At 67.6% G+C, this 21282-nt stretch carries 21 protein-coding genes; 11 read left to right on the top strand and 10 right to left on the bottom strand.

Annotation, left to right across the window (positions count from 1 at the left end):
- Window positions 1-128 precede the first annotated feature (128 nt).
- The 3 genes from VL15_RS13620 (at window position 129) to trhA (ending at window position 3230) form a co-directional block, all read left to right on the top strand.
- Window positions 129-2207, top strand: a complete 2079-nt coding sequence (locus VL15_RS13620) for a carbon starvation CstA family protein (RefSeq protein ID WP_048246132.1) — start codon at window positions 129-131, stop codon at window positions 2205-2207.
- A gap of 12 nt (window positions 2208-2219) precedes the next feature.
- On the top strand, window positions 2220-2426 hold the full coding sequence (locus VL15_RS13615; RefSeq protein ID WP_048246131.1) for a YbdD/YjiX family protein: 207 nt from the start codon (window positions 2220-2222) through the stop codon (window positions 2424-2426).
- Between the two features lie 183 nt (window positions 2427-2609).
- Window positions 2610-3230 carry a PAQR family membrane homeostasis protein TrhA gene (gene trhA, locus VL15_RS13610; RefSeq protein ID WP_048246130.1) on the top strand — a complete coding sequence of 207 codons (621 nt, stop codon included), beginning with the start codon at window positions 2610-2612 and terminating at the stop codon, window positions 3228-3230.
- Between the two features lie 59 nt (window positions 3231-3289).
- Here the strand turns inward: trhA and VL15_RS13605 are convergent, their stop codons facing one another.
- The 3 genes from VL15_RS13605 to VL15_RS13595 form a co-directional block, all read right to left on the bottom strand.
- Window positions 3290-4696: an MFS transporter gene (locus VL15_RS13605; RefSeq protein WP_048246129.1), complete on the bottom strand. Its 1407-nt coding sequence runs from the start codon at window positions 4694-4696 to the stop codon at window positions 3290-3292.
- On the bottom strand, window positions 4693-5124 hold the full coding sequence (locus VL15_RS13600; RefSeq protein ID WP_048246128.1) for a nuclear transport factor 2 family protein: 432 nt from the start codon (window positions 5122-5124) through the stop codon (window positions 4693-4695). Before VL15_RS13600 ends, VL15_RS13605 begins: the two co-directional genes overlap by 4 nt.
- A 109-nt stretch (window positions 5125-5233) precedes the next feature.
- Window positions 5234-6370 carry an FAD-dependent oxidoreductase gene (locus tag VL15_RS13595; protein ID WP_048246127.1) on the bottom strand — a complete coding sequence of 379 codons (1137 nt, stop codon included), beginning with the start codon at window positions 6368-6370 and terminating at the stop codon, window positions 5234-5236.
- A 65-nt stretch (window positions 6371-6435) separates the two neighbouring features.
- Here VL15_RS13595 and VL15_RS13590 point away from each other — a divergent pair, with 65 nt between their 5' ends.
- Window positions 6436-6900: a MarR family winged helix-turn-helix transcriptional regulator gene (locus tag VL15_RS13590; protein ID WP_048246126.1), complete on the top strand. Its 465-nt coding sequence runs from the start codon at window positions 6436-6438 to the stop codon at window positions 6898-6900.
- A gap of 51 nt (window positions 6901-6951) precedes the next feature.
- On the opposite strand, the gene VL15_RS13585 is transcribed toward VL15_RS13590, so the two are convergent.
- Window positions 6952-7305, bottom strand: coding sequence for a DOPA 4,5-dioxygenase family protein (locus VL15_RS13585; protein ID WP_048246125.1), 354 nt, complete (start codon window positions 7303-7305; stop codon window positions 6952-6954).
- 491 nt (window positions 7306-7796) lie between these two features.
- Here VL15_RS13585 and VL15_RS13580 point away from each other — a divergent pair, with 491 nt between their 5' ends.
- Window positions 7797-8174, top strand: coding sequence for a hypothetical protein (locus VL15_RS13580; protein ID WP_048246124.1), 378 nt, complete (start codon window positions 7797-7799; stop codon window positions 8172-8174).
- Between the two features lie 55 nt (window positions 8175-8229).
- Window positions 8230-8718, top strand: coding sequence for a hypothetical protein (locus VL15_RS13575; RefSeq protein WP_048246123.1), 489 nt, complete (start codon window positions 8230-8232; stop codon window positions 8716-8718).
- Between the two features lie 214 nt (window positions 8719-8932).
- Here the strand turns inward: VL15_RS13575 and hpnH are convergent, their stop codons facing one another.
- Together hpnH and ispH are read right to left on the bottom strand one after the other, a co-directional pair.
- Complete coding sequence (gene hpnH / locus VL15_RS13570) at window positions 8933-10093, bottom strand: adenosyl-hopene transferase HpnH (protein ID WP_048246122.1); 1161 nt, start codon at window positions 10091-10093, stop codon at window positions 8933-8935.
- A 12-nt stretch (window positions 10094-10105) separates the two neighbouring features.
- Window positions 10106-11047: a 4-hydroxy-3-methylbut-2-enyl diphosphate reductase gene (gene ispH, locus VL15_RS13565; protein ID WP_048246121.1), complete on the bottom strand. Its 942-nt coding sequence runs from the start codon at window positions 11045-11047 to the stop codon at window positions 10106-10108.
- Window positions 11048-11443: 396 nt separating this feature from the next.
- Between ispH and VL15_RS13560 the strand changes: the two genes are divergently transcribed.
- Complete coding sequence (locus tag VL15_RS13560) at window positions 11444-12631, top strand: glycosyltransferase (RefSeq protein ID WP_048246120.1); 1188 nt, start codon at window positions 11444-11446, stop codon at window positions 12629-12631.
- Window positions 12632-12744: 113 nt separating this feature from the next.
- Here the strand turns inward: VL15_RS13560 and VL15_RS13555 are convergent, their stop codons facing one another.
- Window positions 12745-14118, bottom strand: a complete 1374-nt coding sequence (locus VL15_RS13555; RefSeq protein WP_048246119.1) for a hypothetical protein — start codon at window positions 14116-14118, stop codon at window positions 12745-12747.
- A 108-nt stretch (window positions 14119-14226) separates the two neighbouring features.
- Window positions 14227-15234, bottom strand: a complete 1008-nt coding sequence (gene hpnA / locus VL15_RS13550; protein WP_048246118.1) for a hopanoid-associated sugar epimerase — start codon at window positions 15232-15234, stop codon at window positions 14227-14229.
- Between the two features lie 191 nt (window positions 15235-15425).
- Between hpnA and VL15_RS13545 the strand changes: the two genes are divergently transcribed.
- From VL15_RS13545 to VL15_RS13535, 3 genes are all read left to right on the top strand, one after another.
- On the top strand, window positions 15426-15722 hold the full coding sequence (locus VL15_RS13545) for an acylphosphatase (protein ID WP_034187849.1): 297 nt from the start codon (window positions 15426-15428) through the stop codon (window positions 15720-15722).
- Window positions 15723-15737: 15 nt separating this feature from the next.
- Window positions 15738-16637 carry an EamA family transporter RarD gene (rarD, locus tag VL15_RS13540; RefSeq protein WP_048246117.1) on the top strand — a complete coding sequence of 300 codons (900 nt, stop codon included), beginning with the start codon at window positions 15738-15740 and terminating at the stop codon, window positions 16635-16637.
- Between the two features lie 418 nt (window positions 16638-17055).
- Window positions 17056-18180 carry an OpgC domain-containing protein gene (locus VL15_RS13535; protein ID WP_048246116.1) on the top strand — a complete coding sequence of 375 codons (1125 nt, stop codon included), beginning with the start codon at window positions 17056-17058 and terminating at the stop codon, window positions 18178-18180.
- Window positions 18181-18226: 46 nt separating this feature from the next.
- Here VL15_RS13535 and VL15_RS13530 read toward each other — a convergent pair whose 3' ends face one another.
- Entirely contained in the window at window positions 18227-18433 is a 207-nt protein-coding gene (locus VL15_RS13530; RefSeq protein WP_048246115.1) for a hypothetical protein, read from the bottom strand.
- Window positions 18434-18550: 117 nt separating this feature from the next.
- A complete protein-coding gene (locus VL15_RS13525) occupies window positions 18551-20071 on the bottom strand; it encodes a peptide MFS transporter (protein WP_048246114.1) in 1521 nt (506 codons plus the stop codon).
- A gap of 499 nt (window positions 20072-20570) precedes the next feature.
- Here VL15_RS13525 and VL15_RS13520 point away from each other — a divergent pair, with 499 nt between their 5' ends.
- Window positions 20571-21152, top strand: coding sequence for a cupin domain-containing protein (locus tag VL15_RS13520; RefSeq protein WP_048246113.1), 582 nt, complete (start codon window positions 20571-20573; stop codon window positions 21150-21152).
- The last annotated feature ends 130 nt before the right edge of the window (window positions 21153-21282 follow it).

Below are 21282 nucleotides of genomic sequence, written 5' to 3'. Positions count from 1 at the left end.
CCGTCGCACGGAATACTACGGCCCATCGCCCTGGCCTCCGCGAGGCTGCGGCGCGACGCATCGACGTCACGCGTGTGCGGCCACTTCGCCGCATGCCATCTAAAACACATTGGAGACCAGGAGACGCCATGAATCGGGCTTCCAGCACCTTGCTCTGGATCGCGGTCGCGCTGCTCGGCGCGTTCTCGTTCGGAACGATCGCACTCGCGCACGGCGAGCGCGTCAGTGCCCTCTGGATCGTGATCGCCGCAGTCTGCGTGTATCTGATCGCGTATCGCTTCTACAGCCGTTTCATCGCCAGCAAGGTGATGCAGCTCGACGGGCTGCGGATGACGCCGGCGGTCAAGTACAACGACGGCCTCGACTACGTGCCGACCAACAAGTACGTGCTGTTCGGCCATCACTTCGCCGCGATCGCCGGCGCGGGGCCGCTCGTCGGGCCCGTGCTCGCCGCGCAGATGGGCTACACGCCCGGCATGCTGTGGATCCTGGCCGGCGTCGTGTTCGCCGGCGCGGTGCAGGACTTCATCGTGCTGTTCATCTCGACGCGCCGCGACGGCCGCTCGCTCGGCGATCTCGTCAAGATGGAGCTCGGCACGGTGCCCGGCGTGATCGCGCTGTTCGGCGCGTTCCTGATCATGGTGATCATCCTCGCGGTGCTCGCGCTGATCGTCGTGAAGGCGCTGACCAATTCGCCGTGGGGCACGTTCACCGTCGCCGCGACGATTCCGATCGCGCTGTTCATGGGCGTCTATACGCGCTACATCCGTCCGGGCCGCATCGGCGAAGTGTCGGTCATCGGCTTCTTCGGGCTGATGGCGGCGATCGCGTTCGGCCAGAACGTGGCCGCGTCGCCGACGCTCGCCGCGTGGTTCACGTTCAGCGGCACGCAACTCACGTGGATCCTGATCGGCTATGGCTTCGTCGCGTCGGTGCTGCCGGTGTGGCTGCTGCTCGCGCCGCGCGACTACCTGTCGACGTTCCTGAAGATCGGCACGATCCTCGGCCTCGCGATCGGCATCCTGGTCGTCGCACCGGAACTGAAGATGCCCGCGCTGACGAAGTTCGTCGACGGCACGGGCCCGGTGTGGGCGGGCAACCTGTTCCCGTTCCTGTTCATCACGATCGCGTGCGGCGCGGTGTCGGGCTTCCACGCGTTGATCTCGTCGGGCACGACGCCGAAGCTGATCGACAACGAAACCAACGCGCGCTTCATCGGTTACGGCGCGATGCTGATGGAATCGTTCGTCGCGATCATGGCGCTGGTCGCCGCCTGCGTGATCGAGCCGGGCATCTACTTCGCGATGAACGCGCCGGCCGCCGTGCTCGGCTCGACGCCGGAAGCCGTCGCGAACACCGTCACGCAGTGGGGCTTCGTGCTGACGCCGGACATGCTGACGCAGACCGCGAAGGCCGTCGGCGAAACGACGATCATCGCGCGCGCGGGCGGCGCGCCGACGCTGGCCGTCGGCATGGCGCACATCCTGCACCAGGTGATCGGCGGCGAAGCGATGATGGCGTTCTGGTATCACTTCGCGATCCTGTTCGAGGCGCTGTTCATCCTGACGGCGGTCGATGCCGGTACGCGCGCGGGCCGCTTCATGCTGCAGGATCTGCTCGGCACGTTCCACCCGGCGCTCAAGCGCACCGAGTCGCTGCCCGCGAACCTGGTCGCCACCGGGCTGTGCGTGGCCGCGTGGGGCTACTTCCTGTATCAGGGCGTGGTCGATCCGCTCGGCGGCATCAACACGCTGTGGCCGCTGTTCGGCATCTCGAACCAGATGCTCGCCGCGATCGCGCTGGTGCTCGGCACCGTCGTGCTGTTCAAGATGAAGCGCGAGCGTTATGCGTGGGTGACGATGGTGCCGACGGCGTGGCTGCTGATCTGCACGCTGACGGCCGGCTGGCAGAAGATTTTCGACGCGAACCCGAAGGTCAGCTTCCTCGCGCACGCTGCAAAGCTGCAGGCCGCGGTGGACGAAGGCAAGGTGCTCGCGCCGGCGAAGTCGATCGCGCAGATGAAGCGGATCATCTTCAACGACTACATCGATGCGGCGCTGGCCGGGCTGTTCATCTTCGTCGTGGTGAGCATCGCGGTGTACGGCGTGATCGCCGTGCTGCGCGCGCGCCGCGAGTCGAAGCCGACCGTGCGCGAGACGCCGTACGAAGCGATGCCGGCCGCGCAGGCGCTCGGCAGCGGACGTTAAGGGGAGGCCGCGATGTTCAGCGATCTTGGCGGCGACCTGCGCAGCGCGGGGCGTTACCTCGGGCAGGCGTTGCGGCTGATGGTCGGCCTGCCCGACTACGACACCTACGTCGCGCACATGCGCGCGACCCATCCGGACCGCGAGCCGATGACGTACGAGGAATTTTTCCGCGAGCGTCAGAATGCACGGTACGGGTCGGGAGCCGGAAAGTGTTGCTGAACCGGGCCGGTGAAACGGTTCGGTGAGGGACAAAGGAGCGCCGCGATGGATTTCGCGGCGCTTTTTCTTTGGGGGCCATGTGGCGTGCGTCGTCACGCCGTTTGCCGGCGCGCAGCACGGCCAATTCCAGCCGCCGGTATCATAGAGTTCATTTTTCCCGATGGACCCGCAGGAGAACACGTCGTGCATGTCGGTGAGCGTTTCAACAGCATTTCCCATCTCGTCGGCGCGGTACTGTCGGTGGCGGGCCTCGTGGCGCTCGTGACGATGGGCGCGCTCGAAGGCGATCCCTACAAGGTGGTGAGCTTCAGCGTGTACGGCGCGATGCTGATCCTGCTCTATGCGATCTCGACGCTGTATCACAGCGTGCGCAATCCGCGCCTGAAAGCGATCCTGCAGAAATGCGACCATTCGGCGATCTACCTGCTGATCGCCGGCAGCTACACGCCGTTCACGCTGGTCACGTTGCGCGGCCCGTGGGGCTGGTCGCTGTTCGGCGTGAGCTGGGGGCTGGCCGCACTGGGCATCGTGCAGGAACTGACGCTCGGGCGGCGCACGCGCCTGCTGTCGATGATCCTGTACGTGCTGATGGGCTGGCTGGCGCTCGTCGCGGTGCGCCCGCTGATCCACGCATTGCCGCCGGTGGGCACCGCGTGGCTCGTCGCCGGCGGCCTGATCTACAGCGCGGGGATCTACTTCTTCATCAACGACGAACGCATCCGCCACGGGCACGGCATCTGGCACCTTTTCGTGCTGGCCGGCAGCCTGTGCCAGTTCGTCAGTGTCGCGATGTATGTCGCGTGAGCGGAGCGCGGCGTTGACTCCGTGACGCGGCTCAACGGGCGTGTCTGCCGAAGCATGTGCTAACGGCGCGTGGCGGTCCGCAGGCGCACAGCCGATTCGCCGGTTGCCGGCGTCGCCCGCGCCGTGATCCACCATATTGCTGCGGCGAGTGCCGACAATGCGGTCGCCATGGCCAGCGCCGCGCGCATCGCGGCCGGAAACGGCTGCAGCGTCGCGATGCACGCGCCGAAGATCGCCACACCGAGCGCCGACCCGCTCTGCCGCGCCGCGTTCAGCGCGGCCGCCGCAATGCCGGCGCGACGCCGGTCGACGGTCCCGAGCGCCGGCGACGTCGCGGCCGGCGAGATGAATCCCGATGCAAAGCCGATCGCGAGCATCGGCGCGACGGCGAGCCACGCAGGCGTGGTCGCGCTCACGCCCGTCATGCCGAGCGCGCCGGCCGCATAGAGCCCGAATGCCGCGCACATCGTGCCGCGCGCGCCGAAGCGCGCCACGAGCCGGCCCGAGCACAGCCCGCCGAGCGCGACCATCGCGGTCATCGGCAGGAACGCGAGCCCCGTGTCGAGCGGGCTCGCGCCGCGAATCTGCCGATAGAACAGGCTGAGCACGAACAGCAAGCCGTAGAACACGAACGCCGACACCATCGACACGAACGTCGACCCCGCGAACAGCCGGTTGCGGAAGAACGCGAGCGGCAGCATCGGCTCGCGGCGCCGCGCTTCGATCGCGATGAACGCGATCCACGCAGCGAGGCTCGTCACGGCGCCGCCGACGATCGGCGCCGAGCGCCAGCCGAGCGACGGGCCTTCGATCAGCGTGCCGATCAGCGCCGCGATCGCGACGATGCCCGCCGCCTGGCCGCTCCAGTCGAAATGCCGCGATGCGTCGACGGCGGCGCGCGCGATCGTGCGGCCGAGCCAGATGCCGGCGAGCCCGAGCGGCAGGTTCACGAAGAAGATGCTCCGCCACCCGAACAGATGGATCAGCAGGCCGCCGATCAACGGGCCCGACGCCATCGCGATGCCGCCGCAGCCCATCCAGATGCTGATCGCCGACGTACGCGCGGCCGGTTCGGGGAACGCGCGGTTGATCAGCGCGAGCGAGCAGGGCACCAGCATCGCGCTCCCGACGCCTTGCAACGCGCGGGCGATCGCGAGCGCCGGGAGGGTCGGCGCGATGCCACACAGTACCGAAGCGGCGACGAATACGGCCAGCCCCGCGACATAGACGGTGCGGTCGCCGAGCCGGTCGCCGAGCGTGCCGCCCGTCATCAGCAGGCTGGCGAACGCGAGCGTGTACGCGTTCACGATCCACTGCAGGCCGGCCACGTGGCTGCCGAACGTGTGCGCGATGTCGGTGAGCCCGACGTTGACGATGGACGCGTCGAGCAGCACGAGCGTGTAGCTCACGCAGGTCGCGGCGAGTACGCGGCGGGCCGCGGCCCGGTTCGACGCGGCGGCCGTCATGCGCGGTCCGGCACCGGCGTGGCGGCCTGCAGCGCGAGAAAGCCGACCCATCCCCAATACACGCGATGATGGACGATCAACCCGTCGCGGAGATCCATCACCTCGACGAGATCGACCTGGTCGCCTTCCGGCGTTTCGCGCGGATATTCCCACGTGAGCTGACGGCCGTTCGAGAAGAACAATCCCGTCCGGTACCAGCGTCCGAGCTTGTTGCCCGGATTGCGCAGGCCGGCCGCGAAGAACTCGCCGATCGCGGCCTTGCCGCGCAGCACGCCGGAGCCGTGCGCGGGCAGCGCGACGACGACGAGCGGCGTTTCGAGCACCGCGTCGTCGGCGTACAGCGACATCAGCGCATCGAGGTCGCGTGCGACGACGGCGGCGTGCCAGCCTTCATGGATGCGCCGGGCATCGGCGTCGGCGTGTGTCATGGCGGGTTCCCTGCAGCGTCGATAACGGAACCCACTGTATGGGCGCCGCGCCGCGGGACGTTTCACGTCAGCCCGAAACGTGGATGTCGACGCGCGGCGCGCGCGCCGCTCAAGCTGCGTGCAGGTCGCGATACCGCGCGAGGGTCAGTGCCTCGGCATCGTGCGAAAGCTGGGTCGCGGCGGCATCGGCGGCCTCTCGCGCCGATTCGGTCACGCGCGCGAACATCCGCTGCTCGAAGGCGGCAACGGCCGCGTCGCGGTCGGCATCGGCGATGAGGCCGGCCGCGAGTTCGGCCGCGTCGCGCATCGCATTGTTCACGCCTTCGCCGCCGAACGGCGACATCACGTGCGCGGCGTCGCCGATCAGCGTGACGCCGCGGCGATGCGCCCAGCAGTGACCGACCGGCAGCGCGAAGATCGGCCGCTCGGCGAAGCGGTCGCCGCTGGCGCGGAACAGGTCGTGGATGGCGTCGGCGAAACCGTCGAATTCGGCGATCAGCGCGGCGCGCATCGCATCGGGTGCCGCGAAGTCGAAACGCCGCGCGACCCAGTCGAGCGGCACGCGAAAGATCGCATAACCGCGCACGTGCGCGTGCCCGTTGCGTTGCGCGATGATTGCCTTGCCGTTGCCGTGCACGCCGATCTTGCCGCGACCGACGAGCCGCGACAGCGCGGGATGTTGCCGATCGATGTCGTCGATGCCGAATTCGATGAACGTGAGGCCGCTGTACTGCGGCTGATACGGCGACAGCAACGGACGGATGCGTGACCACGCGCCGTCGGCGCCGACCACGAGATCGAACGGGCCTTCCGTCCCGTGCTCGAACGCCAGCATCGCCCGCCCGTCGGGCAGCATGGAGACTTCGCGCACCGTGCGGCCCCATTGGACACAGTCCGGCGGCAATGCGTCGAGCAGCAGCGCGCGCAACGCGGTTCGGTCGACCTCGGGCCGGTTGCCGCCCGCGCCGTCGTCGTCGAACAGCACACGGCCCGAGCGATCGAGCAGGCGCGAACCCTGATCCTCGTAGCGCGCGACGGCCAGGAACGCGTCGGTCAGGCCGGCCTGCTCGAGCGCCAGCAGGCCCGATTCCTCGTGCAGGTCCAGCGTGCCGCCCTGCGGGCGCTCGAGCGGATGGGCGTCGCGTTCGTACACGATCGCGTCGATTCCGCCGAGCGTCAGCAGGCGGGCGAGCGTCAGGCCGCCGGGCCCGCCCCCGACGATGGCAACACGAAAGCGCGTATTCATGGTTCGCTCACGATCTGATAACATAGGTGCCTATATAAAAACATAGCCTCCTATGGAATGTCAACATGAGCGACGCTGACACGAAGACGAATCCGTTGCCGCTGGTCGGCATCACTTACCGGCTGTTCACGCGCGTGGTCGACCGGCCGCTGCGCGATCTGGGATTCGCGGTGAGCCAGTTACCGGTGCTGGTGTCGTTGAAAAAGGCGGGTGCGCTGTCGCAGACGGAGCTCGCGCGGCGCGCGCAGGTCGAGCAGCCGAGCATGGCGCAGTTGCTGAACCGGATGGAGCGCGATGGTCTCGTGTTGCGGGTGCCCGATCCGGACGACCGGCGTAGCCGGCTGATTTCGCTGACGGATTCGGCGTCGAAGGGGCTCGCCAGCGGGCGGGCCGTGATGGACGGGGCGAGCGAGCAGGCGCTCGCCGGGTTGAGCGACGCGGAGCGCGATCAGCTTGCGGCGTTGCTCGGACGCGTGAATGAGAATCTCGAACGGATGGTCGGCAACGCGCGCACGAACGACATCGAGTGATCGCGGGCGGCGCTTGCATCGCCGTCGCCGAAAACCGTTTTTCTCCGGTGCTTATCCGGCCAGCGCGTCGAGATTCAACACATACGACTTCCCGATCCACACGGCGCAGTCGCGATGGTCGCCCAGATCGTCGCCGGTATTCGGATGCAGGAAGATGTCGAGCGCGCCGTGGTTCAGCACGAGCCACGGCACGATCTCGTCGAATCGCGCGGCGTCGAATGCGATCTGGTACGACCATGCCGGATGCGGGCCGACGGGGCGTTCGTGAAAGCGGCCGAGCTCGATGACCGCGCCGAACCGTTCGTCGACGACCTGGCGAAACGCCCAGGCCGCGTCGCGGCTGGCCGCATCGAAATAAACGTGCGCGTGCCAACTGTCGATGGCGGTGGTGTCGAGGGCAGCCATGGAAGGACTCGATAAAAAAGGGGAATGCATGAGACGCCGTGCGAAACGGCCGATGCGTGATTATCGCGCGTCCTTGCCGCGCGCGTCGTGTCGCAATCCGGCAATCCGAAACGAATGAGTTGTCTTGTATCAGAAGAACGTTTTATCCGACGAAACTGTATTCGTGATATCCGCATGCGCGATATCACGCCGGAAGCCGCGCCGGCAGGTGCACTGGCCGGCATGGCACAGGCAACACGTCATTTCGGAAATTGAAAAAGCGATGCGCGCACCGCTTCGGATCGCCGGCAACAATGCGATCAGGGTGTTGAATGAAATAAAGAAATTCCAGTTCGGCGGGATTGGCGAATCACGCGGCTCGCATACCGGATGCCGTACCCGAAAATATCAATTGCAGAATCGGCTATTCAAGCCGAATGCGGCGCGACATACGATGGTTTCAACGCATCGACATCCACGATCGATGCGGGGACAACCATCTGGAGGCCACCATGCGATCCCTCGTTCCCGTTGCTGTTCTTTCCTGCGCGCTCGTCGCGCTGCCCGCCGTCAGCTTTGCGCAGTCGGCCGGTGCCGACTGGGCACCGAATGCCGCGCGGCTGAGCTGGTCGGCGGCGCGTGCCGAAACCGACGCGCAACTGGTGCAGATGACGCGCGCCGGCTATCGTGCGACGACCGCCGGCAACCAGGACTATCCGCTCGCGATGCAGCGTGCGCTCGAGCGTGTCCGGAATCCCGTGCCCGACCGGTCGCGCGAAGAGCGGGCCGCGATGGAAGCGCGCGCCGCGCGCGACGTGCAGGGCGGCCATCCGGTCAAGGCGTTCTTCGTGAAGACCGCGTACTACCTGAAGGGCGAGAACACGTTCTGATGCGGGAGACGAGTATGCGTTGCCAGATCCGATTCGCCGCAAGCGGGCGCGACTCATGAAGGCCACCCGGAAAAACCGTCGCCACGTGCCGCTGACGCGCGAGTGGCTGTTGCCGTTGCCGCCCGCGCATGTACGCGACATCTCGCTGAAATGCCACATGGCGCTCGTCGCGCTGCGCGGCGAGCACGGCAACGAGGCGCTGCTGATGCGGTTGCGCACGAGCGTCTACCTGGTGTTCCTGGCGCTCGACGACGCGGTGTGCCCGGAGGCGAGCATCGATCTGTGCGTCGACGCGGAGCGCGCGCTCGATGCGAGCGTGGCACGCGCGACGCAAAGCGGCGCATGGGCGCTGCGCGACGGCGAGTGCGCGGTGCTCGAACGCGTGCTCGCGGCAAACGACACCTGCGTCGCGACGCTCACGCGGCATCGGCTGGCCGAGCTGTGGAGTCACGTCTGCACGTTCGCGTTGAGCGGCCAGCCGGCGCTCGTGGCGGGCGCGGCGGAGAAGATGCGCACGCACGCGGCCGAATCGCTGGCCGCGTAGCGTCGCGCCGGTTTCGCAGGGAGGATGGAGGAGACAGGGCCGGCCGCACCGGCGCGGCCGATGCAATCGCGCGTCTTCGGCGATTGCACGGCCGTCGCGACAACACGGCAACGGCAAAACACGGCCCAAAACAAAAGCGCCACGGAGCGAACTCCGTGGCGCTTCATTCATGCTCGCATGCGCGGAGGCTGGGCCCCCGCGTGGCGAAACGCGCTTAAGCGGCCGTTGCCGGCTTCGCCGGCTTCTGCAGCTTGCCCTTGCCGGCGCGCTGGATTTCCTCGAGCTTGATCTCGACGTGGCGCGAGAACACGTACTCGGCCGGACGCTGCTTCGCGATCGAGATGTCCGGTGCGAACGCGCCGTCGGTCTTGATGCCCTTGCGGCTCACTTTCAGCGCCTTCAGCGGGTGCGCGATCGTGTCCATCACGGCCGTTGCCTCGAAGCCGCAGTGGACCATGCAGTCCGCGCACTTCTCGTAGTTGCCGACGCCGTAGTTGTCCCACTCGGTCGTTTCCATCAGTTCCTTGAAGGTCTTCACGTAACCTTCGCCGACCAGGTAGCACGGCTTCTGCCAGCCGAACACCGTACGCGCCGGGTTGCCCCACGGCGTGCACTTGTACGTCTGGTTGCCGGCCAGGAAGTCGAGGAACAGCGACGACTGGCTGAACGACCAGCGCTTGCCGCCTTCGCCGCGCTTCAGGATCTCGCGGAACAGGTTCTTCGTCTTGTCGCGGTTCAGGAAGTGCTGCTGATCCGGCGCGCGCTCGTACGCGTAGCCCGGCGACACCGTGATGCCGTCGACGCCGATCGGCCCCAGCGTGTCGAAGAACTTCGCGACGCGCTCGGGCACCGCATCGTTGAACAGCGTGCAGTTGATGTTCACGCGGAAACCGCGGCGCTTCGCTTCCTTGATTGCCGCGACAGCCTTGTCGTACACGCCTTCCTGCGACACCGAGTGATCGTGCGCCTGCTGGTCGCCGTCGAGGTGGACCGACCAGACGAAATACGGGCTCGGCTCGTAGTCGTCCATCTTCTTTTCCATCAGCAGCGCGTTCGTGCACAGGTACACGAACTTCTTGCGCTTCATGATGCCCTTGACGATTTCCGGCATCTCCTTGTGGAGCAGCGGTTCGCCACCGGCGATCGACACGACGGGCGCGCCGCACTCGTCGACGGCCTGCAGGCATTCCTCGATGGACAGACGCTGGTTCAGGATCGGATCCGGATAATCGATCTTGCCGCAGCCGTTGCACGCGAGGTTGCAGCGGAACAGCGGCTCGAGCATCAGCGCGAGCGGATAGCGTTTGTTGCCGGACAGGTGCTGGCGCACGATGTATGCGCCGACACGGACTTGCTGGAGCAGCGGAATAGACAAGGGATGTCCTCCTTAAACTTCGCGGGCGACAGCTTGCGTGAGCTTCGCCGGCAGCTTGAATTCGACTTTTTCCTCACGGCCCGCCATCGTCGCGACATCGACGGGCCCCAGCGCGCGCAGCGCGCCGATTACATCCTCGACCATCTCTTCGGGCGCCGACGCGCCGGCTGTCAGGCCGACCGTCTGCACACCCGTGAACCATTCGGCTTTCACTTCCGAGCCGTCGGCGACGAGATAGCTCGGCACACCGCTTTCGGTGCCGATCTCGCGCAGGCGGTTCGAGTTCGAGCTGTTCGTCGCGCCGACGACGAGCAGCACGTCAACCTGTTCGCTCAGCTCGCGTACGGCGGCCTGGCGATTCTGCGTTGCATAGCAGATGTCACGCGTGTCCGGGCCGACGATGTCGGTGAACCGGCGCTGCAGCGCTTCGATGATGCCGCGCGTATCGTCGACCGACAGCGTGGTCTGCGTGATGTACGCGACCGGCGTATCGACCGGCAGCGTCAGCGTATCGACTTCCGCTTCGCTCTGCACGAGGATCACCTCGGCCGGAATCTGGCCGATCGTACCCTCGACTTCCGGGTGGCCCGCATGGCCGATCAGGATCAGCCGGCGGCCCGCCGCGACATACTGGCGGCCCTGCACGTGCACCTTCGTGACGAGCGGACAGGTCGCGTCGAGCACGTCGAGCCCGCGCGTTTCCGCGTCGCGCTCGACCGTCTGGGCGACACCGTGCGCGCTGAAGATCGCGACAGCGCCGTGCGGCACCTCGTCGAGTTCCTCAACGAATCGTGCCCCTTTATTTCGCAGATTTTCAACGACATGCCGGTTATGAACGATCTCATGACGCACATAGACCGGCGCGCCGTGCTGTTGCAGCGCACGATCGACGATCTCGATCGCACGGACAACCCCCGCACAAAAGCCGCGGGGCTGGGCAAGGATGACTCGCATAAGTGAGCGAACTCCGACGACAGACGCCGGGGTTCGAGGAGCTGGCACAGCTCGATCGCCCCGGCTTGAAGTTATGAAGGCAGGATCGAACCGGCCACGCCAGGCCCCGGAACCCCGAATTAATCGCGCATTTTAACCCTATCGGGAAGTCCTTGCTTCGGTGCCGTGTCGGCCGTGTTGCAATTGCGGGATAGCCGCGTCGGCGCTGGCGCGCGCGGAACCCAGTAAACTACGCGGTTTCGCGGGCAGCCGCTCCGGCTGCCCGGCGTCGCGCTCATTTCAAGGCCATTCGATGACCGTCGATTCTTACGCGTATTGCCCGGCCGCCCGTGCGGCTGCAAGCGCTTTGTTCCTGACCCCTATTAAACCTGCCGACGTCCGGCCGGAGGCGTGCCGATGATGCTGGTGCTCGCATTCCTGGTGTCCGGCCTGTCGCTGATGATCTGGATCGTGCTGCTCGTCGCGCGCGGCGGCTTCTGGCGCGCGGTGCCCGCGCGGCCGCTGCCACCCGACGCGCGCGGCGCCGCGGCCGAGGCCGGCTGGCCGGCCGTCGTCGCGGTCGTGCCGGCGCGCAACGAGGCCGACGTGATCGCCCGCGCGGCGACTTCGCTGCTCGAGCAGGACTATCCCGGCAATTTTCATCTGATCATTGTCGACGACCACAGCGACGACGGCACCGCCGATGCGGCCCGCGCAGCCGCGCTCGCGATCAACCGCGCCGACCGGCTGACGGTGCTGGCCGCGAAGCCGCTGCCGGCCGGCTGGTCGGGCAAGGTGTGGGCGCAGTCGCAGGGGATCGCCGCGGTGCAGACGCTCGGCCTGCCGGCCGACTACCTGCTGCTGACGGATGCCGACATCGGCCATCCGCCCGACGCCGTCGCGCAGCTCGTCACGCGCGCACAGGCCGAGAACCGCGATCTCGTGTCGCTGATGGTGCGGCTGCGCTGCGATTCGTTCTGGGAAAAGGCGCTGATCCCGGCGTTCGTGTTCTTCTTCGCGAAGCTGTATCCGTTCTCGTGGATCAACAACCCGCGCAACCGGACGGCTGGCGCGGCCGGCGGCTGCATGCTCGTGAAGCGCACGGCGCTCGAGGAAGCGGGCGGCATCGAGTCGATCCGCGGCGCGCTGATCGACGATTGCAGCCTGGCCGCGCAGATCAAGCATCGTGGCGACGGCCGTCATCCGATCCGGCTCGACCTGGCCGACCGCAGCGTGTCGCTGCGCCCGTACGACAGCTGGCGCGACATCTGGAACATGATCGCGCGCACCGCGTTCACGCAGCTGCATTATTCGCCGCTGCTGCTGGCCGGCACGCTGCTCGGGATGACGATCATCTATCTCGTGCCGCCCGTCGCGGCGCTCGCGTACGGCGCGCGCGCGTGGCCGGCGTGGCTTGCGTGGGCGTCGATGTGCGCCGCGTATGCGCCGATGCTGCGCTACTACCGGCGCTCGCCGCTGTGGGCGCCCGCGCTGCCGCTCGTCGCGCTGTTCTACGTCGGCGCGACGTTCGCGTCCGCGTGGCGCTACTGGCGCGGCAAGGGCGGCCAGTGGAAGGCGCGCGTGCAGGCGCCGGTGGATCGCTGAGCGTTTCGCGCGCCTTCGGCGCGCGTTCCGGCAGCCGGAACGCAAACAGCCCGATCGGGAAACCGGTCGGGCTGTTTCGTTTTCGGCGGCGCTGCTGACTGGCCGGCCGGCGCTTACCGCTGGGTCAGCATCATGTACATCTGCACCACGACGTCCGGCGAGAACGTGAACGGCACCCAGCCGTAGCCCGTGTGGCGGGCGACCAGCAGGCGATCGCCGTTCGACTGCTTCTGCACGGCCATCATCGGGTTCTTCGTCGTCACGAAGCGCCAGCCGGCCGGGATACCGGGCGGCGGCTCCGGCTGCATCGACGCGCGCGCATGCGCGAGCTCCTCGATCAACTGGCCCAGTTGCTCCGGATGCAGCGTGATCGATGCGCCGTTGACGGTCAGCGTGAGTTCGTTCTGCGTCGGACGCGACACGTGCAGCGTCGATTTGTCCGCCGGGGCGGCGGCGTCGGTTTCAACCACGGTGTCGGCTTGTGCCGTCGCGACGATCGCGGTTTCGGCATCGGCCGCTTCCACCGCAGCCGGCGCGGACGCGTTCACGGCCGGCTCCGCCGCCGGCGTGTCCGCCGGTTCGACGATGTCGGCGGCAACGGCCGTTGCGGCAGCCGCGGTCGTCGCGGCTTCCTTGACGACGGCCTCGACCAGCGCCTCGGCGTCGGCGATGGCCTTCGCGTGGTGCTGCGCGGCGGCTTCGGCTTGCGCGATCGCTTCGGTATGGCGTTGCGTGACGGCCTCGGCTTGTGCGGTGGCGTCGGCGTGGCGCTGCGCGGCGGCTTCGGCCTGCGCGATCGCTTCGGCGTGGCGCCGCGTGACGGCTTCGGCCTCGGCGGTCGCGTCGGCGTGACGCTGCGCGGCGGCCAGCGTTTCGGCGATCGCCTGCGTGTGTTGCTGCGCGAGCGCTTCGGCTTCCGCGATCGCGGAAGCGTGGCGCTGCGTGGCCGCGTCCGCTTCGGCGGTCGCTGCCGCGTGACGTTGCGCGGCGGCCTCGGCCTCGGCGCTTGCTGCCGCATGGCGCTGCGCGGCCGCATCGGCTTCGGTCGCGGCAGCGTGATGACGCTGCGCGGCGGCCTCCGCTTCGGCGATCGCGGCCGCGTGACGTTGCGACGCGGCTTCCGCATCCGCGTGACGTTGCGCGAGCGCTTCGGTCAGCGCGGTGGCCTCCGCATGGCGCTGCACGGCGGCTTCGGCTTGCGCGGTGGCATCCGTATGACGGTGGGCGGCGGCTTCGGCGGCGGCGGTCGCGTCGGCGTGGCGCTGCTGCGCGGCTTCGGCGTCGGCCGCTGCGGCCGTGTGGCGTTGCGCGGCGGCCTGCGCTTCGGCTTCCGCGGCGGCGTGACGTTCTGCGGCGGCCCGGGCTTCCGTCGCCGCGGCGCGCGCGAAGGCTTCCGCGCTGCGTGCCGCCTGCTGCGCGGCGTGGTGATCGTGGAGCAGCTGATCGACGCCCGTGTTGAGCGAATCGATCTGATCGTTCAGGTTCATGCGTGTCTTCTCTGCGTAAGACCCGCGATTTTACCCGCTGCGCCGGTGCGGGGCCGTGCGCGACGTGTAACAAAGTGCGCAATGCGGCGCGAAGCGCGCCGCTTTGTGTTACTTCAGGTAGCCCGCCGAGCCGAACCAGTCGAGTGCATCGCGCAGTCCTTCGCGGTACGGACGCGCACGGTAGCCGAGCTCGCGCTCGGCCTTCGCGGACGTGAAATACATCTTGTTCTTCGACATCCGCAGCCCGTCCACGGTGACGAACGGCTCCTTCTTCGTGAACTTCGCGACCGCTTCGGCGCCGACCGCGAGCGGGTAGAGCGGCCAGCGCGGCAGCGCGATCGTCGGCGCCTTGCGGCCCGTCATCTGCGCGATGTCGGCGAGCATCTGCTGCAGCGGCAGGTTCTCGCCGCCGAGGATGTAGCGCTCGCCGATCCGGCCGCGCTCGAGCGCGAGGAAGTGGCCGTGCGCGACGTCGTCGACGTGCACGAGGTTCAGCCCCGTGTCGACGAAGGCGGGAATCTTGCCGAGCGCGGCTTCGACGATGATGCGGCCGGTCGGCGTCGGCTTCACGTCGCGCGGGCCGATCGGCGTCGACGGATTGACGATCACGGCCGGCAGCCCTTCGTCGGCGATCATCCGCTCGACCGCGCGTTCCGCCAGCACCTTGCTGCGCTTGTAGACGCCGATCGCCTGCTCGGGCGTGAGCGGCCGGTTCTCGTCGGACGGATCGCCGGCGCTCGTCACCTTCAGCGTCGCGACGCTGCTCGTGTAGACGATCCGCTCGACGCCTTCCGCGCGTGCCGCGCGCATCGTCGCGACCGCGCCCTCGAGGTTCGCGCGCTCGATCTCGTCGGGATCGGGTGCCCACAGCCGGTAGTCGGCCGCCACGTGCAGCAGGTAGCGCACGCCGCGCAGCGCGGCGCGCATCGATGCCTCGTCGCGCATGTCGCCGGTGACGATCTCCGCGTCGAGATCCGCGACGTTCGTGCGCGGGCTGGTCGGACGCACGAGGACGCGCACCGCATAGCCTTTCTGCTGCGCAATGCGCGCGACGGCCGAGCCGACGAAACCGGACGCGCCGGTGACGAGAACGAGATCGCGGGAGGTATCAGTCATGCGTTTCCTTCAGGGCCGCGCGCGAGCGGCGCGGCGGTTGAGCGTCGGCGAGATTGTACGTGGTCGGCGCGCGCGGCGACGCAAGGCTAGGGCCGGCGCAAGCCCGTTATCGGCGTGAAGCGGCCCTGGCGTGTATGAAGCGGCCGACGCGACTACAATGCCGGGCTTGAATGCAACGGGAGGGCGACGCGATGAGCCGCAATGAACTGGACGAACGGATCGAGACCTACTACGTGCGGGTGCGCGGCGTCGTGCAGGGCGTGGGCTTCCGTCATGCGACGGTGCGCGAAGCGCATGCGCTGAAGCTGCGCGGCTGGGTCGCGAATCTCGAGGACGGCAGCGTCGAGGCGATGATCCAGGGGCCCGGCGCGCAGATCGACCGGATGCTCGCGTGGCTGCGTCACGGGCCGCCGGCCGCGCGCGTGACCGAGGTGACGTTCGAGGAACGCCGCACCGAAAGGCGCTTCGAGCGCTTCCAGCAGCAGTAAGGCGGTCCGAACGATATGACGGGGTATCCGGAAGCCGGGCGCGGCCTCATGCTGTCGGTGATGGCGTCGACGCTGTTCGCGCTGATGTCGGCTTACGCGAAACTGCTTGCGCCGCTCACGGGGCTCGACATTTTCGCGTGGCGCGTCTTGTGGACCGCGCCGGGCGCGCTCGCGCTGATCGCGTTGCGCGGCCGCTGGCCGGCGCTCGTCGAACTCCTCCGGCGCAGCGTGCGCGACTGGCGCTTGCTGATCGCGCTGCCCGTGAGCGCGGCGCTGCTCGGCGTGCAGCTGTGGCTGTTCCTGTGGGCGCCGCTGCACGGGCGCATGCTCGAAGTGTCGCTCGGCTATTTCCTGTTGCCGCTGACGATGGTGCTCGTCGGCCGCTTCTACTATCACGAGCGGCTCGACCCGCTGCAATGGGCGGCGGTCGCGTGCGCCGCGCTCGGCGTCGCGCACGAAGTGTGGGCGACGCGCGCGTTCGCATGGCCGACGCTCGTCGTCGCGCTCGGCTATCCGCCGTATTTCGTGCTGCGCCGGCGGATCAACGCCGATTCGCTCGCCGCGTTCGCGGTCGAGATCGCGCTGCTGTGCCCGATCGCATTCGCGATGGTCGCGACGAGCACGACGCGCGTCGCCAGCCATCCGCTGCTGTGGGCCGTGCTGCTGCCGGGGCTCGGCGTGCTCAGCACGCTCGCGCTCGCGAGCTACCTGAAGGCGAGCCGGATGCTGCCGATGGCGCTGTTCGGGATTCTCGGCTACGTCGAGCCCGTGCTGCTCGTCGCGGTGTCGCTGCTGCTGCTCGGCGAGACGCTGAGCGTCGCGAAGCTCGCGACGTACGGGCCGATCTGGGTCGCCGTCGCGCTGACCGCGTGGCACAGCGCGATGCTGATGCGGCGTCTTCCCACGCGCCGATAAGCGTCGATCGCGGTGCGGCGGCCACACGGAACGTGCCGCGCATCGCGTCTCGCTCGACGGTCGAGCAACCGTCGAGCAGCGATCGAACAGCAGTCGAACGCATCGATGCTGACCGCAAACTGGCGTCGCGCTGACGTCGAACTGGCGGCGCTGCCCGCTTCGCATCCTCCTCCTCGCCGTTGTAATCGAACAGAAGATTCGGTTGCACTTTGTTACTTAGGGTTGCTCCGGATCGGCCATTAGACTGACCTGACCGACTTCCCTTCGTATGCAGCTTTCCGATGAACGGTCATCCCCGTGCCTGGCCGGCCGGGTTGGCGCGATGCGAGCATACGCGTATCGCCGCTGACCGCGCTCGCCTGCTTCTTCCCGATCCCTTCCCCGGTGCCTGTTGCACCATCGTTGCGCAGGTGCGCTCATGTCGTTGAGCCTGCCGTCATCTGCCACGCTTCAGCCGTCGCGCGGCGGCCGCCTGATCGAAGTCGATTTCTTCCGCGGGCTCGTACTGCTGATGATCGTCGTCGATCACATCGGCGCGAGCGTGCTGTCGCGCGTGACGCTGCACGCGTTCGCGCTGTGCGACGCGGCCGAGGTGTTCGTGTTTCTTGGCGGCTTCGCGACCGCGAGCGCGTACGGCGCGATCGCCGAACGGCACGGCGCGCGCGCCGCGCAGCGCCGGTTCGTGCGCCGCGCGATGCAGATCTACCGCGCGTTTCTCGCGACGTCGACGCTGATGCTCGTCGTGTCGGCGGTGCTCGACCATTACGGGATCGATGCGCCGAACCTCGCGCTCGACGACGTCAGCGTGATGCTCGCGTCGCCGCTCACGGGCCTCGCCGAGCTGCTGACGTTCCAGCGCCAGCCGTATCTCGCATCGGTGCTGCCGATGTACGTGCTGTTCGCGCTCGCGTCGCCGGTGCTCGTGCCGTTCGCGCGCCGTCATCCGTGGCTGCTCGTCGCGCTCAGCGCCGCGTCGTGGATGACGGCGGGCTGGCTCGGCCCCGAGCTGCTGGACACCGACGGATTCCGCTGGAGTTTCAACCCGTTCGCCTGGCAACTGATGTTCGTGGCCGGTGTGCTCGCGCGCTGCCAGCCGTTCTACCGACGCATCGCGCTCGGGCGGTGGGGCGCCGCGGCGACCGGCGTCGCGTGCGCGGTCGTGCTTGGTTGCGCGAGCTACAAGCTGTTCTCGGGGCTGCCGATGCCCGAAGGCATATTCAAGCGCGATCTCGCGCTGCCGCGCGTCGTGAGCTTCGTGGGCGTCGCGTGGCTGATGGCCGATTGCGTGCGCTTCGGCTGGATCGCGCGGATTGCGCAGGCCGTGCGCCCCGTCGTCGCCGTCGGCCAGCGCGGGCTGATCTGCTTCGTCGCGGGCGCGGCGATCTCGCTCGTCATCGATTCGCTGCTGCATCCGGTCGCGCACAGCGCCGATCTGCGGCATGTCGGCGTGGGCCTCGTGGCCGACGCGTGCGCGCTCGGGCTGATGATGGCCGTGGCCGGTTCGGGAACGTGGATCGCGCGGTGGCGCGGCGCGGCCGCGTGAGCGGCGCGGGAGACGGCGCGTGCGGCACGGAACGTGTCGCGCGGCGTCAGTGAGGTGAGCCGATACGGGAGCGGGGCGTGGAGGTGGCGTCGTCGGATTCGGCGTCGTCGCGTTCGTCCTGAGCCGGATCGTCGCGTTCCGCGAGTACCGCGTCGGCTTCGGCCGCGGCTCGCGCGGCGCGCAGCGCGGTGCAGCGCTGCGCGTGCCGGATGTCCGACAGTATCCTCAGGATCCTCGTGGTCTTGCTTTTCATGGCCTTCTCCCGCCAGTGCGCATCGCGACGGAGCGGATGCGTTTCCACCAGTGTAGGACGCGTTCGCGTGCCCGGCGGGAGAATGTGGCGTGCATGCCGCACGCCGAGGGATAGTACTTACTGGGCCGACGCGATTGCCTGCGCCTGCAGCGCTTCCTCGCGGCGCTCTTCCGCACAACGTTGGTGCTGGCGCGACAGGCGGTTCATCAGCGGCAGCAGCAGCAGCGCGAGCAGCATGCCGATCGCGGCGAGCCAGCCGAGCTTCTCGAACAGCGACAGGTAGAGCGGCAGCGATTCGGTGGCCGGCAGGTCGTGCGACGGCATCTGCGCGAAGTTCGCGACGACGCTGCCGAGATACTGCGACACACCCGTCGCGACGAAATACGCACCCATCATGAAGCCGCTCATGCGCGCCGGCACGTAGCGGGCGATCATCGCGAGGCCGAGGCCGCTCACCAGCAGTTCGCCGAGCGAGTAGAGGCCGTAGCCCCACACCATGAACCACGACGACACGCGGCCGTCGATCGCGTAGCGGCCGCTGATCGTGAACACCAGGTAGCCCGCGGCGACCGCGCCGAAGCCGAGCGCGTACTTCGCGGCGACCGGCAGGTCACGCCCGCTCTTCGCGACCGCGTTGTAGACCCACACGAGCACCGGGCTCAGCAGCATGATCCAGATCGGGTTCAGCGCCTGGAACTGTGCGGCGCTCCACGTGAACAGCGTCGTGCCGAACAGCATGAAGCGCGGATCGACGTTGCGCAGCGCGAACAGCGTCAGCGACGTCGACATCTGCACGTAGAAGATGAAGAACAGGATCACCTGGCCGATCAGCACGAGCGCGGCGATCAGGCCCGCGCGCTCCGAGCGCTCCGACTTCGCGATCATGTACGCGAAGATCGCGAGGATCGCGAACGCCGCGGTCCACACGCTCGCGACCGCGAGCTGCTTGTGCTGCAGCACGTACAGCGTGATCAGCGCGAGCGCGACGCCGCCCAGGGCGACCGCGCCGAGGCGCTTCCAGCGGATCGGCTGGTCGTCCGGCACCGAGCCGACGTGCGCGAGCGTGCGGTGCATCAGCATGAAGTTGAGGATCGCGAGCAGCATGCCGCCGCAGCAGACCGCGAACGCGGCGTGCCAGCCCCAGTGATCCTTGATCCACGGCGTCGCGAGCATCGACACGGTCGAGCCGATGTTGACCGCCATGTAGTAGATCGTGAACGCGCTGTCGATGCGCGCGTCGTCGCCTTCATAGATGCGGCGCACGAGGTTCGCCGCGTTGGCCTTGAACAGGCCGTTGCCGACGACGATCACGCCGAGCGACGCGTACATGTACGTCAGGTGTTCGTTCGGTACCGCGAGCATCAGGTAGCCGGCGGACAGCACGGACGCGCCGATGATCATCGTGCGGCGGGCGCCGAGCACCTTGTCGCCGATCCAGCCGCCGATCGACGGCGCCGCATAGACGAGTGCGGTGAACGCACCCCAGGTCAGGTTCGCATGGCTGTCGGTGAAACCGAGCCGGTCGACCATGAAGAGGACCAGAAGCGCGGCCATACCGTAGTAGCCGAAACGCTCCCACATTTCGATGAGGAAGACCGTCGTGAACGATCGGGTTTGTGAAACAGGTGAATGCATCATCAATCTCGTTTGAAACGGACGGCACGGATCACGCGTCGTCTAGGGGTCGAACTGGCGCCGGTGCGCAATGGGCCGGGTAGGTCTTGCGCTGGCGATGGAACAGTCGGGCGGTTAGCCCGGGCCGGGGGCGGACGCCGCATGGTAGGGCGGCGAGTGGCCCCGACCGGCGCGCGAATGGTAACGTTCGCCGGTCCGGTGCGTCAGGTATGCGCCACTCAGGGAAACTCCCGATGTGGCAGCAGCTTTCAGGAACATTCGTCTCGTCATCTATTTGTAAGATTTCGTGCCGGCCCTCCGAAGATTCCCGGAGAGCCGCTTGCAGCTTGCCTGTGAAGCCGGCGAGTCTGGCAAGATAGCGCGTCGTTTCTCTCGCTTCGCGCCCCGTTTAGTGCACCGGGCTCAACTCCGAAGGCGTGCGCGAACCCGAAGACTAAGCTATATCGATCTAACTTAGTTATTTTCCATCAAACATTTTTTGACGATCACTTTTCGGCCTGCTATGGTTCCCCCCACTGAAAACTCGCGGTCCGCAGACGCTGCCGCCGCACTGGGCAGCAAGATTCGCGCGTTGCGCCAACGACTCAAGCGCACGCTCGACGACACCGCTACCGCCGCGGGGATTTCGAAGCCGTTTCTGTCTCAAGTCGAGCGCGGGCTCGCGTCGCCGTCATTGACGTCGCTGGCCGGTATCGCGCACGCGCTCGGTGTGACGGTGCAGTACTTCGTGGATACGCCGAGCGAGGAACGCTCGGTCTGCCGAGGCGAGCAGCTGCGCTTCTTCGGGTTTGCCGATTCGGCGAACCTGTTCGCGCGGCTGACGAACGTATCCGAAGGGCGCCAGCTGGAGGCGATCCTCGTGAGGATGCCGCCGGGGCAGAAACGGTCGGAGGTGACGACCCATGCAGGAGAGGAGTTCCTGTATGTGATTGAAGGGGAAGTGTCGCTGACGCTGGAAGGCAAGACGTTCGTCCTGCAGGCCGGCGACAGCTCGCACTATCAGTCGACGGTCCCGCACAGCTGGGCCAACACCGCGAAGATCGAGTCGGTGGTGGTCTGGGTCGGTACACCGAGGCTGTTCTAACGCACGGGTATTCCTTCGTTTCCAAGACGGGATGCCTGTCGAAAGAAACGTAAGGAATACTAAAATGCTATACGAGAATCACGGGCCTCCTCAATCGCTGCCCCCGTCAGCGTCTCACGCGTAAGCCGCG

Source organism: Burkholderia cepacia, from assembly GCF_001039005.1.
Lineage (GTDB): Bacteria > Pseudomonadota > Gammaproteobacteria > Burkholderiales > Burkholderiaceae > Burkholderia > Burkholderia theae.
The sequence above is the reverse complement of the archived record's forward strand: the minus strand, read 5'-3'. Positions and strand labels throughout refer to the sequence as shown.

Bases quoted from the DNA above. Each gene is read 5' to 3' on its own strand.
- VL15_RS13620 (WP_048246132.1), top strand. From the start codon at position 129: ATGAATCGGGCTTCCAGCACCTTGCTCTGGATCGCGGTCGCGCTGCTC.
- VL15_RS13615 (WP_048246131.1), top strand. From the start codon at position 2,220: ATGTTCAGCGATCTTGGCGGCGACCTGCGCAGCGCGGGGCGTTACCTC.
- VL15_RS13605 (WP_048246129.1), bottom strand. From the start codon at position 4,696: ATGACGGCCGCCGCGTCGAACCGGGCCGCGGCCCGCCGCGTACTCGCC.
- VL15_RS13600 (WP_048246128.1), bottom strand. From the start codon at position 5,124: ATGACACACGCCGACGCCGATGCCCGGCGCATCCATGAAGGCTGGCAC.
- VL15_RS13595 (WP_048246127.1), bottom strand. From the start codon at position 6,370: ATGAATACGCGCTTTCGTGTTGCCATCGTCGGGGGCGGGCCCGGCGGC.
- VL15_RS13590 (WP_048246126.1), top strand. From the start codon at position 6,436: ATGAGCGACGCTGACACGAAGACGAATCCGTTGCCGCTGGTCGGCATC.
- VL15_RS13585 (WP_048246125.1), bottom strand. From the start codon at position 7,305: ATGGCTGCCCTCGACACCACCGCCATCGACAGTTGGCACGCGCACGTT.
- VL15_RS13580 (WP_048246124.1), top strand. From the start codon at position 7,797: ATGCGATCCCTCGTTCCCGTTGCTGTTCTTTCCTGCGCGCTCGTCGCG.
- VL15_RS13575 (WP_048246123.1), top strand. From the start codon at position 8,230: ATGAAGGCCACCCGGAAAAACCGTCGCCACGTGCCGCTGACGCGCGAG.
- ispH (WP_048246121.1), bottom strand. From the start codon at position 11,047: ATGCGAGTCATCCTTGCCCAGCCCCGCGGCTTTTGTGCGGGGGTTGTC.
- VL15_RS13560 (WP_048246120.1), top strand. From the start codon at position 11,444: ATGATGCTGGTGCTCGCATTCCTGGTGTCCGGCCTGTCGCTGATGATC.
- VL15_RS13555 (WP_048246119.1), bottom strand. From the start codon at position 14,118: ATGAACCTGAACGATCAGATCGATTCGCTCAACACGGGCGTCGATCAG.
- hpnA (WP_048246118.1), bottom strand. From the start codon at position 15,234: ATGACTGATACCTCCCGCGATCTCGTTCTCGTCACCGGCGCGTCCGGT.
- VL15_RS13545 (WP_034187849.1), top strand. From the start codon at position 15,426: ATGAGCCGCAATGAACTGGACGAACGGATCGAGACCTACTACGTGCGG.
- rarD (WP_048246117.1), top strand. From the start codon at position 15,738: ATGACGGGGTATCCGGAAGCCGGGCGCGGCCTCATGCTGTCGGTGATG.
- VL15_RS13535 (WP_048246116.1), top strand. From the start codon at position 17,056: ATGTCGTTGAGCCTGCCGTCATCTGCCACGCTTCAGCCGTCGCGCGGC.
- VL15_RS13530 (WP_048246115.1), bottom strand. From the start codon at position 18,433: ATGAAAAGCAAGACCACGAGGATCCTGAGGATACTGTCGGACATCCGG.
- VL15_RS13525 (WP_048246114.1), bottom strand. From the start codon at position 20,071: ATGATGCATTCACCTGTTTCACAAACCCGATCGTTCACGACGGTCTTC.
- VL15_RS13520 (WP_048246113.1), top strand. From the start codon at position 20,571: ATGGTTCCCCCCACTGAAAACTCGCGGTCCGCAGACGCTGCCGCCGCA.